The following is a 15,874-nucleotide window of genomic DNA, read 5'->3' as shown; positions in this document are numbered from 1 at the left end:
GGCGACCCTGGAGTCGCCTTCGATCGTTTCGCGGTTTCCCACGCGACATGCTTACTTTTTCTTGCGTACGTACAACACCAGATTGTGATCCACCATCTCGAAGCCATGCTTCTCAACGATCGCCTTCTGAAGCTTTTCGATTTCTTCGTCGAAGAACTCGATCACTTCGCTGGTCTCAACGTTGACCATATGGTCGTGATGTTTGCCGTCATCGAGCTCGAATACCGCGTGACCGCCGTCGAAATTATGACGGACCACCAGTCCAGCTGCTTCGAACTGAGTCAGAACACGGTAAACCGTGGCCAGACCGACATCCTCGCCAGCTTCCATCAGCGCCTTGTAAACATCTTCGGCACTCATGTGTCGCTGCTCGGCAGAATCGAGCATTTGTAGAATTTTGACCCGTGGAAGGGTCACTTTAAGGCCGGCTTTACGTAGTTCGCTATTTTCAACCATGGTCAGCTTTCTCGCGGATGCTGCTTCGCAGCTTCTCTTAATGCGGGTATGATCGGGGTTTACGTTGTCCCAGCCAAGATAGTGGAAGTCGCCCACCGATGCAAAACACCAAGCTCCTGCTAACCAGTTTCACCTTCGTGGGACTGCTCGCACTCGCCGGTTGTTCATTCCCCGGGGTTTACAAAATCGACATCCAGCAGGGCAATGTCGTCACACAGGACATGATAGACCAGTTACGCCCGGGAATGACCCGCCGGCAAGTACGGTTTATTATGGGCAACCCTCTGCTGACCGACACGTTCCACGCCGATCGCTGGGATTATCTGTATAGCCTGCAGCCAGGCGGCGGTGAACGCCAACAGGAACGTATCAGCGTAATCTTCAATTCCAACGACCAGCTCGTCAGCCTTTCAGGTGATTTCAGGCCTGGCGTAAGCCGTGACGAAGCCATTCTCGGCAAGAACAGCGGCACTACGGTGGCGGCTCCAGCGGAAAACGCCGAGAAGCCGAAACCAGAAAAACCAGAAAAACCGGTCAAGCCGGGCTCCCTGCTGGACCAGATCCAGAAGGACGTGGACAAAGTGGAAACCACTCCAGTCCCGACTCCAGAACCACTGGGAACCTCGCCGCAATAATCTGCGACAAACAACAAAGCCCGGCATGCCGGGTTTTTTGTTGCCTGTCGTAAAATAAAAGCTATTGGTCCCGCGCTTTCGCTTGCGCGGCCTTGGCTGCACGCAATCGGCGGACCTCTTTGGGATCGGCCAGAAGCGGACGATAAATTTCTATTCGATCCCCCGCCTGCACCGCACGACTGTCCGGATCGGCGACCACCTTGCCGAAAATCCCCAGCGGACAATTCTTCAGATCCAGCTCGGGAAACTGCGCACCGATCCCGGAACGCAACAGGACCGCCCGCACAGTAGAACCCGCCGGCACAGCGACCTTGAGTAGCACCTGACGATCTACAGCGGCATACACCACCTCGACCTCAATCAATGACTCAACCATGCAGTTGCTTGGCGCGCTGGCAGAAAGCATCGACCAGGGTATTAGCAGCCTGGTTGAACAGCGGCCCCAAGGTTGCCCGGACAATCGGGCCGGCATAGTCAAAGGCCAGATCAAGACTGATCTTGCAGGCCTTCTCACCCAACGGTTTGAACACCCAGACACCGTGTAACTGATTGAACGGGCCTTCTTCCAGATTCATTTCAATCGAATGCCCCGGGACCAAGGTGTTACTGGTTACGAAATGCTGGCTGAGCCCACCTTTTGCGACGGCAAGGCTGGCGCGCATATGCTCGTCACTGGCCTCCAGAACCTCGGCAGAAGAGCACCAAGGCAAAAACTCCGGATAACGCGCCACATCATTGACCAGGTCATAGAGCGCTTGCGCCGGATACGGCAGCAGGGCCGAACGTTGAATATGTGTCGTCATGTCAGCGTCACTTCCACAGCTGTTTGTTGCCAGATATTGAAGGAGAACACCGTCCCCAAACCAACGAACCAGCAGATAAATGCCAGCCAGAAAGTCACCCAACCGCGACGGATGCCGGTCGCAACGAGTATAGAGTCCCAGCGACTAGCCCATCCGCCGTGGACAGAAACCTTACCTGTCGACATCGTTAACACGCCCAACCGATCAAAAAAGAGGGCGCATTGTCCGGGATTCACTCAACGTGCTCAAGCACGCAGCTTCACCGTAGCCGACACGCGTGCAACTCCCTATAATGCCGCCCCTATGGCTAAACAGAAGAAACACCCAACAGGGACCATCGCGCAAAACAAAAAGGCGCGTCACGATTACTTCATCGAACATCGGTTCGAGGCTGGCATGGTCCTGGCCGGCTGGGAAGTAAAGAGTTTGCGTGCGGGCAAGGCACAACTGGTCGACAGTTATGTGCTGCTCAAGGATGGCGAGGCCTGGCTGCTCGGTAGCCATATCTCTCCCCTGACCACCGCCAGTACGCATGTCATCGCCGATCCTACTCGCAGTCGCAAACTGCTGCTCAACCAGCGTGAGCTGGAAAAGCTGTTTGCCGCCGTGCAGCAAAAGGGTTACGCCTGCGTCTGCCTCTCGCTTTACTGGAGCAAGCACTTGATCAAGTGCGAGATCGCTCTGGGCAAGGGCAAGAAGGAATACGACAAGCGTCACACCGAGCGCGAACGCGATTCCGATCGTGAATTGCAGCGTGCGGTGCGATCCAAGGGTAAGGAAGATTAATCTCCTTACCTGATCGTTCCCACGTTCTGCGTGGGAATGCCGCCATGGACGCCCTGCTTCCGCTTTGTGACGCGCAGCGTTACGGGATGCATTCCCACGCGGGAGCGTGGGAACGATCATGAGCCGAACCTATATGCCCTTACGCCGCTCCGCCCGCGCCATTCGCTGCACTTCCTGACGCACTTCTTCCAGCACTTCTTGCACATACAAAATGTGTCGGCTGGAGACTTCCCGCGCCTGCTCCGCTCGCCCTTCGATAATCGCCAGATACAATTCCCGGTGCTGACTGATCAGCATGTCGCGGGTTTCGGTGCGCTGTTTGTACATGCCGCCGATGTTGGTCACCACATTGCGCTTGAGCAAATCGAACAGACCGCGAATGGTGTGCAGCAACACCGCGTTATGACTGGCCTCGGCAATCGCAAGGTGGAATTTCGCGTCAGCTGCGCCCTCTTCCGCCCGGCTCACTTCATCAGAACGCGAATAGCAGTCCTGCAATTCGTCGAACGCCGCAGCCAATCGTTCGCGATCGACTTCGGTCGCCCGCAATGCCGCGTAGTAAGCACATGACCCTTCGAGGGTGTGCCGGAACTCCAGCAGATCGCGTTGCGCTTCGGGATTGCTTTCCAACAGATGCAACAGCGGATCGCTGAAGGTCGAACCCAGCGATTCCACCACATAATTGCCACCGCCCTGACGGCTGACCAGCAGCCCTTTGGCTGTCAGCTTCTGGATCGCCTCGCGCAATGAAGGACGGGACACACCAAATTGCTCGGCCAGCGCCCGCTCGGCCGGAAGCCGCTCACCCGACTTCAGCGTGCCCTCAAGGATCATCCCCTCGAGCTGCTCGACAATATCGTCAGACAAACGGCGCTGACGAATCTGATCAAACCCCATAACTCACTCCCCACCATCCCGACGACTCGCCGGGCTCTCTATTCTGGCCTATTGGCGCCGTGCCAGCACCTACCAGACAGCGCTTGATCAAGCTGCTCAGCAGGCACTTGCGCAGCCCCTACGACAAAAGTTTCAGGGCGACAAATTGACACGCCACTCATAAGGCTTTTAACCTAGCCCACAGCGATTGTAAATTGGTATTACCAATTATCCAAGAACGCTGACCAGTGCCTGACCAACAACAACTAGGGGCCATCCCATATGCAAACCTGGCAACAGCTCTACAGCCCGCTCGGCAGTCTCGGCTTGTCTGCTCTCGCGGCAGTTATCCCCATCGTATTTTTCTTCCTGGCCTTGGCCGTGTTCCGCCTCAAAGGACACGTCGCCGGGAGCATTACCCTGGCTCTGGCTATCCTGGTGGCGATCTTTGCTTTCCAGATGCCGGTAGACATGGCGTTCGCAGCGGCGGGCTATGGATTTGCCTACGGCCTCTGGCCTATCGCCTGGATCATCGTCGCAGCGGTTTTCCTCTACAAGCTGACGGTCAAAAGCGGACAGTTCGAAGTGATCCGCAGCTCGGTGCTGTCGATTACCGACGACCAACGCCTGCAAGTGCTGCTGATCGGCTTCTGCTTCGGCGCGTTCCTGGAAGGTGCCGCCGGTTTTGGTGCACCGGTCGCCATTACCGCGGCGTTGTTAGTAGGCCTGGGCTTCAACCCGCTGTATGCCGCCGGCCTGTGTCTGATCGCCAACACTGCGCCAGTCGCCTTCGGCGCACTGGGGATTCCGATCATCGTGGCCGGGCAAGTAACCGGTATCGATGCCGTCAAGATCGGCGCCATGGCCGGTCGCCAACTGCCACTGTTGTCGGTGTTCGTGCCGTTCTGGCTGGTGTTCATGATGGACGGCCTGCGCGGCGTCAAGGAAACCTGGCCTGCAGCATTGGTGGCGGGTTTGAGCTTTGCCGTGACCCAGTTCTTCACCTCGAACTTCATCGGCCCGGAGCTACCGGACATCACCTCGGCACTGGTCAGCCTGGTCTCTCTGACCCTGTTCCTCAAGGTCTGGCAGCCCAAGCGTTCGTTCGCCGAAGCGACCGCCAGCGTCGGTGCCGCAACCGTGAGAAGCGCCGGAGGTTTCGGCCAACCGCGTACGACCCAGCCTTCGCCCTACAGCCTTGGCGAGATTTTCAAGGCCTGGTCGCCGTTCCTGATCCTCACCGCGCTGGTGACCATCTGGACCCTCAAGCCCTTCAAGGCGATGTTCGCCGCCGGCGGTTCGATGTACAGCTGGGTGTTCAACTTTGCGATCCCGCACCTTGATCAACTGGTGATCAAGACTGCCCCGATCGTAGCCGCCCCGACCGCGATTCCAGCGGTGTTCAAACTCGACCCGATTTCCGCGACCGGTACGGCGATTTTCTTCTCCGCGCTGATCTCGATGCTGATCCTGAAGATCAACCTTAAAACTGGTCTGACCACTTTCAAGGAAACCTTCTACGAGCTGCGCTGGCCGATTCTGTCGATTGGCATGGTGCTGGCCTTCGCCTTCGTCACCAACTACTCCGGCATGTCGTCGACCATGGCCCTGGTGTTGGCCGCGACCGGTGCGGCATTCCCGTTCTTCTCGCCGTTCCTCGGCTGGCTGGGCGTGTTCCTGACCGGTTCGGACACCTCGTCCAACGCCCTGTTCAGCTCGCTGCAAGCGACCACCGCGCACCAGATCGGAGTCAACGACACCCTGCTGGTCGCGGCGAACACCAGCGGCGGCGTGACCGGCAAGATGATTTCGCCGCAATCGATCGCCGTGGCCTGCGCCGCGACCGGTCTGGTGGGCAAGGAATCCGACTTGTTCCGCTTCACGCTCAAGCACAGCCTATTCTTTGCCACTATCGTCGGCCTGATCACCCTGGCTCAGGCTTACTGGTTCACCGGCATGCTGGTGCATTAAGAGCCACACGCATTACGGTAAAAACCGACGCCCTGGGCGTCAGCTATTCACAACCCGGTCTGCAAGGCTGCTGAAAGCTCCACACTCTACATTTCAGCAGCTGCGCCAGACAGATAACCGGGACCACCCGGAGACGCGCCTGATGAGCGAGCTTTTTTACAACGCAGTGCCAAACGCGACCCGCCTCGCCCCGCCGCTGCCCGAACCGCGCCAATACCCGAGCGAGAAACCGCAAAAGGTTTATCTGTTCGGAACGTGCGTGGTTGACCTGTTTTATCCCGAAGCCGGGATGGACGCGATTCACCTGCTCGAGCGCGAAGGCATTCGTGTCGAGTATCCGCAAGGGCAAAGCTGCTGCGGGCAGCCGGCCTACACCTCGGGTTACACCGAGCAGGCACGGCAGGTCGCGCGCGCGCAATTGGCGCTGTTCGCCGGAGACTATCCCGTGGTGGTGCCTTCGGGCTCCTGCGCAGGAATGTTGCGTGAACACTACGCCGACTTGTTCAAGGATGAGCCGGACACCTTGAAACAGGTTCAGGCCCTGGCGGCGCGGACTTACGAATTGGCCGAGTTCCTGTTGTTCGTCTGCAAGGTGCAGCTCAAGGACCGCGGCCAGCCGGTCAAGGTGGCGCTGCACACCTCGTGCTCGGCGCGTCGTGAGATGAACACCCATCTGCACGGCCGGGAGCTGTTGGCGCAATTGAGCAACGTGGAACGGGTAGAACACAGCCACGAAAGCGAATGCTGTGGCTTTGGCGGGACTTTCAGCGTCCGAATGCCGGACATCTCCGGTGCGATGGTCGCCGACAAGACCCGTGCATTGAAGGAATCCGGCGCGCACCAGGTGCTGAGTGCCGACTGCGGTTGTTTGATGAACATCAACGGCTCGCTGGAAAAACAGAACGAAGCGTTACGCGGGCAGCATCTGGCCAGCTTCCTCTGGCAGCGTACCGGAGGTGCGAGATGAGCACGCCAAGGCTGATTCCTGTTCACCAGGAGCACGTAGAAACGCAGGAAGATTTCCGCGCCCGGGCTCGCCAGGCGTTGGGGGACACGCAACTGCGAAACAACTTTCGCAATGCGATGGATTCACTGATGAGCAAACGTGCGGCGTCGTTCAGCGACGCCCACGAAAGAGAACATTTACGAGCGCTGGGCAATGCCGTCCGCGCTCGTGCGTTATCCAGGTTGCCCGACCTGCTCGAGCAGCTTGAACAGAACCTGACTCGCAACGGTGTGACAGTGCACTGGGCGGAAACGGTGGACGAGGCCAATGACCTCGTCCTCTCGATCATCCGGGCTCACGAGGCGCGGCAAGTGATCAAGGGCAAATCGATGGTCAGCGAAGAGATGGAAATGAACCATGTCCTCGCGGCTCAAGGCATTGAATGCCTGGAGTCGGACATGGGCGAATTTATCGTCCAGCTCGACCACGAGAAGCCTTCACACATCATTATGCCGGCGATCCACAAGAATGCCGGTCAGGTCGCGTCCTTGTTCCACGACAAACTTGGCGTGGAGTACACCAAGGACGTTGACCAACTTATTCAGATCGGTCGTAAGGTCTTGCGGCAGAAATTTTTCGAGGCGGACATCGGTGTCTCCGGCGTCAACTTCGCCGTGGCCGAAACCGGCACCCTGCTGCTGGTCGAGAACGAAGGCAACGGCCGCATGTCGACCACCGTTCCGCCCGTGCACATCGCCGTCACCGGGATCGAAAAAGTCGTCGAGAACCTGCGCGACGTGGTTCCCCTGCTCTCGCTGCTGACCCGCTCGGCCCTCGGCCAGCCGATTACTACTTACGTCAACATGATCTCCGGCCCGCGCAAAGCCCATGAGCTCGACGGTCCGCAAGAAGTGCATTTGGTGTTGCTGGACAACGGCCGCAGTCAGGCCTTTGCCGACAGCGAATTGCGCCAGACCCTGAACTGCATCCGCTGCGGCGCCTGCATGAACCATTGTCCGGTTTACACCCGCATCGGCGGCCATGCCTACGGCGAGGTCTACCCCGGCCCGATCGGCAAAATCATCACCCCGCACATGGTCGGTCTGGCGAAAGTCCCCGATCATCCGAGTGCCTCATCGCTGTGTGGTGCCTGCGGTGAAGTCTGCCCGGTGAAGATTCCAATCCCGGCATTGCTGCGCCGCCTGCGCGAAGAAAACGTCAAAGCCCCCGACAGCCCAAATCAAGTGATGCGCGGCCAAGGCAGCAAGTACTCGCGCAAAGAGCGCTTCATCTGGAACACCTGGGCGCGGCTCAACAGTTCGCCGACGCTGTACCGACTGTTTGGCTTCTTCGCCACCCGCCTGCGCGCCCTCACGCCGAGCAATGTCGGCCCCTGGACGCAAAACCACAGCGCACCCAAGCCTGCCGCCCGTTCACTGCACGACATGGCCCGCGAACACCTGGCCAAACAGGAAGATCGTTGATGAGCGCCAAACAGAACATCCTCAACAAACTGCGCAAAAGCCTGACCGGCACCACGCCGCTGGCCGACAACTTCGACGAAGCGCTGGTGACCGAGCCGTGGACTTATCCACCAGAACAACGCATCGCCCAACTGCGCAAACAGATGGAAGCGGTGCACACCGAAATCCACCTGACGTCCGAACAGGCGTGGCCCGAGCTACTCGCGCAACTTTTGCGTGACCGCCAACTACCAAGCCTGTTGATCGCGCCGACGACGCCACACGGCAAGCGTGTGACCGAGCACTGGGCGAGCAATCCGCAGCCCTCGACGCTCAAAGCCTATGACCGTCCCGTGGAAGAATGGAAAGCCGAGCTGTTCAACGACACTCCGGCCAGCCTCACCACCACCCTCGGTGCCATCGCCGCCACCGGCAGCCTGATCATCTGGCCGACCCGCGAAGAACCCCGCTTGATGAGCCTGGTGCCACCGGTGCATTTCGCCCTGCTCAAGGCCAGCGAAATCCATGACAACTTCTATCAGGTGCAGCAGCAATTCGAATGGGCCCAAGGCATGCCGACCAACGCCCTGCTGGTGTCCGGCCCGTCGAAGACCGCCGACATCGAACAAGTACTGGCTTACGGCGCCCATGGCCCGAAAGACTTGGTGGTACTGATCCTGGAGGACCAATGAGTCTGCCAGCCGCTTTTGTGCGTGATGCACAGCTACTGATTCCTCAAGATCGGCGTTTCGATGATCCGCTCTCGACACTCGCGTTCGGCACCGACGCCAGCTTCTATCGACTGATTCCCAAACTGGTGATCCGAGTCGAGTCTGAAGACGAGGTGGTCGCCCTGCTGAAACTGGCCCAGCGCGATCAGGTACCGGTGACCTTCCGCGCGGCGGGCACCAGCCTGTCCGGCCAGGCCATCAGCGACTCGGTGCTGATCGTCCTCGCAGACACCTGGGGCGGCAAAGAGATTCGCGGCCAGGGCACGCAGATCCGTCTGCAACCGGGCGTCATCGGCGCGCAAGCGAATGCCTGGCTCGCGCCGTTCGGACGCAAGATCGGCCCGGACCCGGCCTCGATCAACGCCTGCAAGATTGGCGGCATCGTCGCCAACAACGCCAGCGGCATGTGCTGCGGCACCGCGCAAAACACCTATCACACCCTGGCCGGCATTCGTCTGGTGCTGGCCGATGGCAGCTGTCTCGATACCGAAGACGCCCACAGCGTTGCGGCCTTCCGTGACAGTCATGCCGAGCTGCTGGAACGGCTGGCGACCCTCAGCCGCGAGACTCGCGCCAACACCGAACTGGCCGCGAAAATCCGCCACAAATATCGCCTGAAAAACACCACCGGCCTGTCGCTCAACGCCCTGGTGGATTTCGATGAGCCGCTGGATATTCTCAGCCACTTGCTGGTGGGCTCCGAAGGCACGCTCGGGTTCATCAGCGCGGTGACCTACGACACAGTCATCGACCATCCGAACAAAGCCTCGGCACTGATCGTGTTCCCCGATGTCGAGACCTGCTGCAACGCCGTCACCGTACTCAAAAGCCAGCCGGTCTCGGCCGTCGAACTGCTGGACCGCCGCAGCCTGCGCTCGGTGCAGGACAAACCCGGAATGCCGGCATTCGTTCAGCAATTGTCCGCCAACGCCTGCGCCTTGCTGATCGAATCCCGCGCCGCCACCGCAACGCTGCTGCAGGAGCAACTGGCGCAGATCATGGCCTCGCTGGCCTCATTCCCGGTGGAAAAGCAGGTCGACTTCACCGAAGACCCTGTGGAAAACGCCAAACTCTGGGCGATCCGCAAAGACACCTTCCCTGCAGTCGGCGCGGTGCGCAAAACCGGCACCACGGTGATCATCGAAGACGTGACCTTCCCGGTGGAACAACTGGCCATCGGCGTGAACCGTTTGATCGAGCTGCTCGACAAGCATCACTATGACGAAGCGATCCTGTTCGGCCACGCGCTGGAAGGCAATCTGCACTTCGTCTTCACCCAGGGCTTCAACAGCGCCGAAGAAGTCGCGCGCTACCAGGCCTTCATGGACGACGTCGCGCAACTGGTGGCGGTGGAGTTCGGCGGTTCGTTGAAAGCCGAACACGGCACCGGGCGCAACATGGCACCGTTCGTTGAACTGGAATGGGGCAGCGACGCCTACCAACTGATGTGGCAGCTCAAATGCTTGCTCGATCCGCACGGGATTCTCAACCCGGACGTGGTGCTCAGCGAAGATCCACAAATCCACCTCAAGCACCTCAAGCCGCTGCCCGCCGCCGACGAGATTGTGGATAAGTGCATCGAGTGCGGTTTCTGCGAACCGGTCTGCCCCTCGAAAGGCCTGACCCTGAGCCCGCGCCAGCGCATCGTGATCTGGCGCGATATCCAGGCGAAAAAAAGCGCTGGCATTGATACCTCGGAGCTGGAGGAAGCCTACCAATATCAGGGCATCGACACCTGTGCCGCCACCGGTCTGTGTGCGCAACGTTGCCCGGTGGGAATCAACACCGGCGAACTGGTGAAGAAGCTGCGCGGCCTCAGCGCTAACCACACCAAAACCGCCGAATGGCTGGCGACGAACTTCAAGACTGCGCTGCAAGGTGCACGCTTCACTCTGCACGCCGCCAACGGTGCATGCAGGTTGCTGGGTGCGCCGCGGCTGGCGAAGATGTCTGCTGCGCTGAGCAAGCTGTCCAAAGGTAAAATCCCGCAATGGACCAACGCCATGCCGCAACCGGAACGGGCGATTCGCTTCAGTCCGCCAGTGACGGATCAACGTCCGCGTGTTGTGTACCTGGCCGCCTGCGTGTCGCGAATCATGGGGCCAGCGGCGGGCGATAAAGAGCAGATATCGCTCTACGACAAGACCCGTGGCCTGCTGGAAAAGGCCGGTTACCAAGTAGTGTTCCCGGACAATCAGGACAACCTTTGCTGCGGTCAGCCGTTCGCCTCCAAAGGCTACACCGAACAAGCCGAACACAAGCGTCAGGAACTGATCGGCGCTCTGCTGCACGCCAGTCGCGGCGGGCTCGATCCGATCTACTGCGACACCAGCCCCTGCACCTTGCGCCTGGTGCAAGACCTCGGTGATATACGGCTGGACCTCTACGACCCGGTGCGTTTTATCCGCACGCACTTGATGGACAGGCTCGACTTCACGCCTCAGGAAGAACCCATCGCGGTGCATGTCACGTGCAGTACTCAACACCTTGGGGAAAGCCAGGCGCTGATCGATCTGGCCCGCCGTTGCAGCAACAACGTGGTCATTCCCGAAGGCATACACTGCTGTGGTTTTGCCGGCGACAAGGGCTTTACCACGCCAGAGTTGAATGCTCATTCACTACGCACATTGAAGGATGCGGTGCAGTATTGCAGCGAAGGCATCTCCACCAGCCGCACCTGTGAAATTGGCCTGAGCCTGCATGGCGGGATCGATTATCATGGGCTGGTCTACCTCGTGGACCGGGTCACCCAGGCCAGAGCGGTCTGAAAGCGAGGCACTGAAAAAGGGGCATTTTTGCCCCTTTTTCGTACCCGCTCCCCGGAAAAATCTTCACCTCATCGCAAGCAAAACAGAACCCTTACACGCCGCCACAGTCCATGTGTTAAGCCTCAACGAGTGTGGCTCAAAGACCATCTGTTCCAGGAGATACCCATGAAGCGTTCTGCCCTGGCTGGACTGCTCATCACCGCAACAATGCTGGCCTCGCCCGCATTCGCTTCAAACGATAGCGATCAATGCGTGATGAACCTTCAAGCAGTCAATAACAAGCTGGCCAGCGCTACCACGCTGGACGCTGCCACCAAAGGCGTCGTCGTCACCAAAACCGAACAGGCCAAGGCCGCCCACAACGCAAACAATGACAAAGAGTGTGTTTCCCTGGCGCAACAGGCGCTCCAGGACATTCAAAGTCACACGAATGGCCAATAGGGCCGGGCCAGAGCCAATCCAGAGCAGGCCCTGACGCACAGGCGCAGACAGAAGGTCGACTCGCCGCGCGCATTGGCGTACACTGCACCTACCTGCTGGTTATGCACAGCAGGTTCGGGGCCGTTTAGGATTCGACGCCGGTTGCGAAACTCTAGGTGCATGCCGAGTTGGTAACAGAACTCGTAAATCCACTGTTGCAACTACTTATAGTTGCCAATGACGAAACCTACGGGGAATACGCTCTCGCTGCGTAAGCAGCCTTAGCCCTTCCCTCCTGGTCACTTCGGTGCCAGCAATCATCAGGGGATGTCTGTAAACCCAAAGTGATTGTCATATAGAACAGAATCGCCGTGCAGTACGTTGTGGACGAAGCGGCTAAAACTTACACAACTCGCCCAAAGCACCCTGCCCGTCGGGTCGCTGAGGGTTAACTTAATAGACACGGCTACGCATGTAGTACCGACAGCGGAGTACTGGCGGACGGGGGTTCAAATCCCCCCGGCTCCACCAAACGAAGCACCAACGAAGCCCGCCTTGTGCGGGCTTCGTTGCATCTGGGGTTTAGGTGATCTCCAAGGAGCGAGGCTTGCCCGCGAAGAGGCCCGTACGGCTGGCATCCCACTCCAGAGGACGACGGCCTGGTTCAAGCCGATCTCATCTTCATCAAACACGGCTACGTGCCCTACCCTGAAGCCATCAAATACCTGAAAAGCCTGAACGTGGATCGCGTTCTCGTGTGTGGCCTTCAGACTGAAACCTGCTGTCTGGCAGCGGGCTTTGCTCTGTTCGATGCGGGTTGCAACCGACATTGATTGATGGCCTGACGGTGGGTTCGTCACTGGATCGGACGGGCGGGTTGGGGGCCAGGCTTTGGCAGCATCACTTCAAGCACACGGTGGAGTCGAGTGAGGTGTGATGGAAAGCAAGCGTCTAGGCATCTGGAGCAGACCACGACTGGATGATCATGCCGGTACCTGATTAATCGCAATCTGTGAGCTTCAGACGTTTCCTGCAACCTATAACGCCTTGGGTGAACTTGCGCAGGATGACCCACGAAGATAATCTTCGCGGGTCGCTGCAAAATCAGCGACCGGATGTGGAAGTCCGTTCTGTAGCTAAAGGCGTTCAAGCGCCCATAAACACATGCTGGCGTTTTTTTATGCCTGCATCATTGTGTTATGGCAGCTGTGCGCGGGGCACTTTCGAGTGCGCCGGGTTCCTTTAGCCCCGGTCTTCCACACCTGCGTACAGCTGCCACCCTCATGTGGAAGTGAGATTGGCAGTTCATTGAATTGCTAAAGGAGCTTCACTATGAAAAAGATCACCCCCCCGATCCTCCTGAAACCCCAAGCCTTTCCACCTCCGACGCCCTCGATTCCAGCAAACTCCACGAAGCCGAGCGCGCCCTCGATTACCACCTGCAATCACCCCTCGATCAACCGAAGCTCGACAAGCGTCCAGGCACCATCTTCGCCGTTGCCCCCGACGTCGATACTGAAACGCTGTTGGTTCACGCCTGCGAGACGCTCGCGTCGCTCAACATCATGAACACCGACCTGGCCTTCGAGCTTGAAGGCTCTCGCCGCAATGTCGCGCTGGCGATTCAGCAAATGGTCGTGCTGAGCGAGTTGTTGGTGAACAGAGCTCTGGACAACCTCGACCCGCCCGATGCGCAGGCGCCCGGGGTCAAGCCAACCTCCCGCCACTGAGTGGTAGCGCTGTTTTATCGAATGGAGTTTTGCCCATGGCTCGATACATGGCCATCACCGGCCTGGACTGCACCATCCCTTCCCTGATGATCGATACCGAAGCGCCCCTCGACGTACTGCACGAAACCGCGGCCTACCGTATCCGCACCGTGACCCAATTGCTGGAAAACCTCGCCCTGCGCGAGGAAATTCACAGCGACGCCGCGCTGCTGCACGACTTCGCGCGGGTGCTGGCTATCCCGCTGCGCGACGGCTGCGATTTAATGGACGTCATCGGGCGACGCTTACAGGCGCAGATTGCGCCATAAAAAACGGGCGACCTCAGGGTCGCCCGTTTTTTGGGTTGAAGGAAATTTTAGGTAATCAGGAGCAGGCCACGATCCCTGGCCTGAGGGATCACGCAGATGCGAAATAAATCGTGTCCCCGATTTCCAACGATATAGCACCTTGAAATCAATGCGTGGGCGATATGCCCCGGCAAGGGTTCAGGCGCTCGTCGGAACGGGCGCTTTCCTGCCCAGACGAACCAGTTCATTGGAGAAGCACAGCCCGATGATGATCAGTACCGCGCCCGCGTAGAGACTATCTCGCGGCACTTCATTGAGCACCACGAACGCCAGCAACGCGGCAAACAGCGGCTCGGTCAGCTCCAGCGCCTGCACCTGGGACGGCTTTAGGTACTCGATGGCCTTGGTGGTACAGAAGAAGCCGAGGATAGTCGGCAGGGCGGCCAGAGCCAGCAGTGCGGCAATCGTCAGCGATGACAGCTCGCCTATCACGAAACCATCGGCCGCCGCCGGCATCAGCAGGTACAGGCTGCCGAAGAACAGCAACTGGCGAGTAAAGTGCAGCCCACCGGATACGCCCATGCGCTTCATGGCAACAGAAAAAGCCCCATAGCCACAGCCGGCTATCGCAGCCAGCGCCGCGCCCTGCAGGGTGAAACCTTGCTGCAGGTCGGCGCCAAAGATCACGGCAATACCGGCGATAGCCAGGGCGGCGCCGACGGTCGCGTTGGCAGTGATGGCATCCTTCAGGACGATGCGCCCCAGCAGGATCGACGAGATGGACGCGCTGGCCATCAGCACCACCACCACACCCGCTGCCGCGTAATGCCGGTAGGCGGATGTTTCGAAGTGAAACAGCACGAAGATGCCGAGGAACGCGCAGATCGCTGCCTGGGCCCATTTGGCCTTCGACGCCGGACGCTTGAGAAACAGCAGCAAGGCCGAGAGCAGCAGGCAGCCCAGGACGGTCTTGATGACGGCAACACTGCTGGCGGTGAAGCCGTTGCTCATGAGCACTTTGCTGAGCACACCAATTGTTGCGTTCAGTGCAGCGGCGGAGAGTGCAAAGGCGACGCCTTTGCTGAAATTAGCTTGCATTGATGACTGTCCCTGTCGCTGGTTTGTCGTTCGATAGAATGCCGGCCTACATCGACGGGACAAAGTTCGAGGACATGAAGATCCCGCCAAACCCTGCATTCGTCGAGGCATAGGCTGGGTCGCCCAGCAGGATACGATGGGCCCTCTTGAGATTCCAGTACGCAATAGCAGGAAACAGATGGTGGATCAGGTGGAAGTTCTCTCCATGCATGGCCGTGAAAAAGTGCTCAATCGGATGGCTGAAGCGGTTACGGGTGGCCCGTAGATCAACCTTGGCCTTGGCGATCATCGGATAATGCTCGGCAAGTTCGATGAACCAGGTCAGGGCCTGGAAAGTAGCGAGGTACGGTAACAACCAATAGAGGAAGTAGCCCTTGGCCCCCAGCACCGTCGTTAGGCATAACGCGAGCGTCCCCTGGCAAGCCAGCAATGAAAGCAGCTCGCCTTTCCTGGGGCTGCGGATCAACCGATTGACCAGCAGGTACTTCAGGCTCCCCGGAGCCCCCAAAAACAGCATCGGCCTCACCAGATGCACAAGCGCGAACCTGAACGTCGAACTCGTCTCGAACACTCCGGACTGTCGATAGTACTGGTAGTCGGGGTCACGATCAGGGTCGCCCAGCTTGTGATGGTGATCCAGAGTATGGGAGCGCTTGTAGCTGACCCAAGCCTGGAAGATCAGGTGGCCGGAGCACCAGGACGAGCATCACGAGCAGTTGGGTTTCATCTTCGTCGAGGCCCGGCACCGGCTGCGTGGAGTCTCGGACAAACTGTTGAGCGACGTGTGCGCTGGCATCCATCGTCGCCAACGCAAGCCGCTGACGTTTACTTGCGTCGGCGGTCCGTTGCGCTCTGGCCAAAAGCACCGGTGACGACTGGCAAAGCTGGGCCAACAACCGTCTCT

At 59.0% G+C, this 15,874-nt stretch carries 17 protein-coding genes, 1 other RNA gene and 1 pseudogene; 12 read left to right on the top strand and 7 right to left on the bottom strand.

Annotated elements, in window-relative coordinates:
* Positions 1-51 precede the first annotated feature (51 nt).
* Positions 52-456 (bottom strand): ferric iron uptake transcriptional regulator, encoded by a 405-nt coding sequence (fur, locus tag AC07O1_RS11370; RefSeq protein ID WP_150641005.1) that lies wholly within the window; start codon positions 454-456, stop codon positions 52-54.
* A 98-nt stretch (positions 457-554) separates the two neighbouring features.
* On the opposite strand from fur, the gene AC07O1_RS11365 reads away from it, so the two are divergent.
* Positions 555-1,091 carry an outer membrane protein assembly factor BamE gene (locus AC07O1_RS11365; RefSeq protein WP_495088838.1) on the top strand — a complete coding sequence of 179 codons (537 nt, stop codon included), beginning with the start codon at positions 555-557 and terminating at the stop codon, positions 1,089-1,091.
* Positions 1,092-1,152: 61 nt separating this feature from the next.
* On the opposite strand, the gene AC07O1_RS11360 is transcribed toward AC07O1_RS11365, so the two are convergent.
* From AC07O1_RS11360 to AC07O1_RS11350, 3 genes are read right to left on the bottom strand one after another with little or no spacing between them, the layout of a single operon-like run.
* The gene (locus tag AC07O1_RS11360; RefSeq protein ID WP_495088837.1) at positions 1,153-1,467 is read right to left on the bottom strand and encodes an RnfH family protein; all 315 of its coding nucleotides are present in this window, start codon (positions 1,465-1,467) and stop codon (positions 1,153-1,155) included.
* A complete protein-coding gene (locus AC07O1_RS11355; protein WP_419118805.1) occupies positions 1,460-1,894 on the bottom strand; it encodes a type II toxin-antitoxin system RatA family toxin in 435 nt (144 codons plus the stop codon). Before AC07O1_RS11355 ends, AC07O1_RS11360 begins: the two co-directional genes overlap by 8 nt.
* Positions 1,891-2,130: a hypothetical protein gene (locus tag AC07O1_RS11350; protein ID WP_494995392.1), complete on the bottom strand. Its 240-nt coding sequence runs from the start codon at positions 2,128-2,130 to the stop codon at positions 1,891-1,893. The genes AC07O1_RS11355 and AC07O1_RS11350 overlap by 4 nt, the downstream gene beginning before the upstream one ends.
* Positions 2,131-2,197: 67 nt before the next feature.
* Here AC07O1_RS11350 and smpB point away from each other — a divergent pair, with 67 nt between their 5' ends.
* Entirely contained in the window at positions 2,198-2,680 is a 483-nt protein-coding gene (smpB, locus tag AC07O1_RS11345; protein ID WP_494995361.1) for an SsrA-binding protein SmpB, read from the top strand.
* A 129-nt stretch (positions 2,681-2,809) separates the two neighbouring features.
* Here smpB and AC07O1_RS11340 read toward each other — a convergent pair whose 3' ends face one another.
* Positions 2,810-3,577, bottom strand: coding sequence for an FCD domain-containing protein (locus AC07O1_RS11340; RefSeq protein WP_495088836.1), 768 nt, complete (start codon positions 3,575-3,577; stop codon positions 2,810-2,812).
* Positions 3,578-3,838: 261 nt separating this feature from the next.
* Here AC07O1_RS11340 and AC07O1_RS11335 point away from each other — a divergent pair, with 261 nt between their 5' ends.
* The 10 genes and pseudogenes from AC07O1_RS11335 to AC07O1_RS11290 all read left to right on the top strand — a co-directional run bounded on the left by AC07O1_RS11335 (position 3,839) and on the right by AC07O1_RS11290 (position 13,893).
* Positions 3,839-5,527, top strand: coding sequence for a lactate permease LctP family transporter (locus AC07O1_RS11335; protein WP_494995363.1), 1,689 nt, complete (start codon positions 3,839-3,841; stop codon positions 5,525-5,527).
* 142 nt (positions 5,528-5,669) lie between these two features.
* Complete coding sequence (locus AC07O1_RS11330) at positions 5,670-6,494, top strand: (Fe-S)-binding protein (protein ID WP_494995364.1); 825 nt, start codon at positions 5,670-5,672, stop codon at positions 6,492-6,494.
* On the top strand, positions 6,491-7,957 hold the full coding sequence (locus AC07O1_RS11325) for a LutB/LldF family L-lactate oxidation iron-sulfur protein (RefSeq protein WP_495088835.1): 1,467 nt from the start codon (positions 6,491-6,493) through the stop codon (positions 7,955-7,957). Before AC07O1_RS11330 ends, AC07O1_RS11325 begins: the two co-directional genes overlap by 4 nt.
* The gene (locus tag AC07O1_RS11320) at positions 7,957-8,628 is read left to right on the top strand and encodes a LutC/YkgG family protein (protein ID WP_495088834.1); all 672 of its coding nucleotides are present in this window, start codon (positions 7,957-7,959) and stop codon (positions 8,626-8,628) included. Before AC07O1_RS11325 ends, AC07O1_RS11320 begins: the two co-directional genes overlap by 1 nt.
* Positions 8,625-11,435 carry an FAD-binding and (Fe-S)-binding domain-containing protein gene (locus AC07O1_RS11315; protein WP_495088833.1) on the top strand — a complete coding sequence of 937 codons (2,811 nt, stop codon included), beginning with the start codon at positions 8,625-8,627 and terminating at the stop codon, positions 11,433-11,435. Before AC07O1_RS11320 ends, AC07O1_RS11315 begins: the two co-directional genes overlap by 4 nt.
* Positions 11,436-11,600: 165 nt before the next feature.
* The gene (locus AC07O1_RS11310; protein ID WP_495023368.1) at positions 11,601-11,876 is read left to right on the top strand and encodes a PA2433 domain-containing protein; all 276 of its coding nucleotides are present in this window, start codon (positions 11,601-11,603) and stop codon (positions 11,874-11,876) included.
* 116 nt (positions 11,877-11,992) lie between these two features.
* Positions 11,993-12,386: a transfer-messenger RNA gene (gene ssrA, locus AC07O1_RS11305) on the top strand.
* Between the two features lie 98 nt (positions 12,387-12,484).
* A pseudogene (locus tag AC07O1_RS11300) lies at positions 12,485-12,792 on the top strand (isochorismatase family protein); the annotation flags it as partial.
* Between the two features lie 376 nt (positions 12,793-13,168).
* Positions 13,169-13,585, top strand: coding sequence for a DUF6124 family protein (locus AC07O1_RS11295; RefSeq protein ID WP_495088832.1), 417 nt, complete (start codon positions 13,169-13,171; stop codon positions 13,583-13,585).
* Between the two features lie 35 nt (positions 13,586-13,620).
* Positions 13,621-13,893 (top strand): hypothetical protein, encoded by a 273-nt coding sequence (locus tag AC07O1_RS11290; RefSeq protein WP_495088831.1) that lies wholly within the window; start codon positions 13,621-13,623, stop codon positions 13,891-13,893.
* Positions 13,894-14,070: 177 nt separating this feature from the next.
* Here AC07O1_RS11290 and AC07O1_RS11285 read toward each other — a convergent pair whose 3' ends face one another.
* The gene (locus AC07O1_RS11285) at positions 14,071-14,970 is read right to left on the bottom strand and encodes a DMT family transporter (RefSeq protein ID WP_495088830.1); all 900 of its coding nucleotides are present in this window, start codon (positions 14,968-14,970) and stop codon (positions 14,071-14,073) included.
* 46 nt (positions 14,971-15,016) lie between these two features.
* Entirely contained in the window at positions 15,017-15,649 is a 633-nt protein-coding gene (locus AC07O1_RS11280; RefSeq protein ID WP_495088853.1) for a fatty acid desaturase, read from the bottom strand.
* Positions 15,650-15,874 lie beyond the last annotated feature (225 nt).

This window comes from Pseudomonas sp. GW821-FHT07G10 (genome assembly GCF_059418545.1).
This window is presented reverse-complemented; position numbering and strand designations above follow the sequence as displayed.

What these genes read in the sequence shown, in the direction of transcription:
- fur (WP_150641005.1), bottom strand. Translation starts at nt 456, where the DNA reads ATGGTTGAAAATAGCGAACTACGTAAAGCCGGCCTTAAAGTGACCCTT.
- AC07O1_RS11365 (WP_495088838.1), top strand. Translation starts at nt 555, where the DNA reads ATGCAAAACACCAAGCTCCTGCTAACCAGTTTCACCTTCGTGGGACTG.
- AC07O1_RS11360 (WP_495088837.1), bottom strand. Translation starts at nt 1,467, where the DNA reads ATGGTTGAGTCATTGATTGAGGTCGAGGTGGTGTATGCCGCTGTAGAT.
- AC07O1_RS11355 (WP_419118805.1), bottom strand. Translation starts at nt 1,894, where the DNA reads ATGACGACACATATTCAACGTTCGGCCCTGCTGCCGTATCCGGCGCAA.
- smpB (WP_494995361.1), top strand. Translation starts at nt 2,198, where the DNA reads ATGGCTAAACAGAAGAAACACCCAACAGGGACCATCGCGCAAAACAAA.
- AC07O1_RS11340 (WP_495088836.1), bottom strand. Translation starts at nt 3,577, where the DNA reads ATGGGGTTTGATCAGATTCGTCAGCGCCGTTTGTCTGACGATATTGTC.
- AC07O1_RS11335 (WP_494995363.1), top strand. Translation starts at nt 3,839, where the DNA reads ATGCAAACCTGGCAACAGCTCTACAGCCCGCTCGGCAGTCTCGGCTTG.
- AC07O1_RS11330 (WP_494995364.1), top strand. Translation starts at nt 5,670, where the DNA reads ATGAGCGAGCTTTTTTACAACGCAGTGCCAAACGCGACCCGCCTCGCC.
- AC07O1_RS11325 (WP_495088835.1), top strand. Translation starts at nt 6,491, where the DNA reads ATGAGCACGCCAAGGCTGATTCCTGTTCACCAGGAGCACGTAGAAACG.
- AC07O1_RS11320 (WP_495088834.1), top strand. Translation starts at nt 7,957, where the DNA reads ATGAGCGCCAAACAGAACATCCTCAACAAACTGCGCAAAAGCCTGACC.
- AC07O1_RS11315 (WP_495088833.1), top strand. Translation starts at nt 8,625, where the DNA reads ATGAGTCTGCCAGCCGCTTTTGTGCGTGATGCACAGCTACTGATTCCT.
- AC07O1_RS11310 (WP_495023368.1), top strand. Translation starts at nt 11,601, where the DNA reads ATGAAGCGTTCTGCCCTGGCTGGACTGCTCATCACCGCAACAATGCTG.
- AC07O1_RS11290 (WP_495088831.1), top strand. Translation starts at nt 13,621, where the DNA reads ATGGCTCGATACATGGCCATCACCGGCCTGGACTGCACCATCCCTTCC.
- AC07O1_RS11285 (WP_495088830.1), bottom strand. Translation starts at nt 14,970, where the DNA reads ATGCAAGCTAATTTCAGCAAAGGCGTCGCCTTTGCACTCTCCGCCGCT.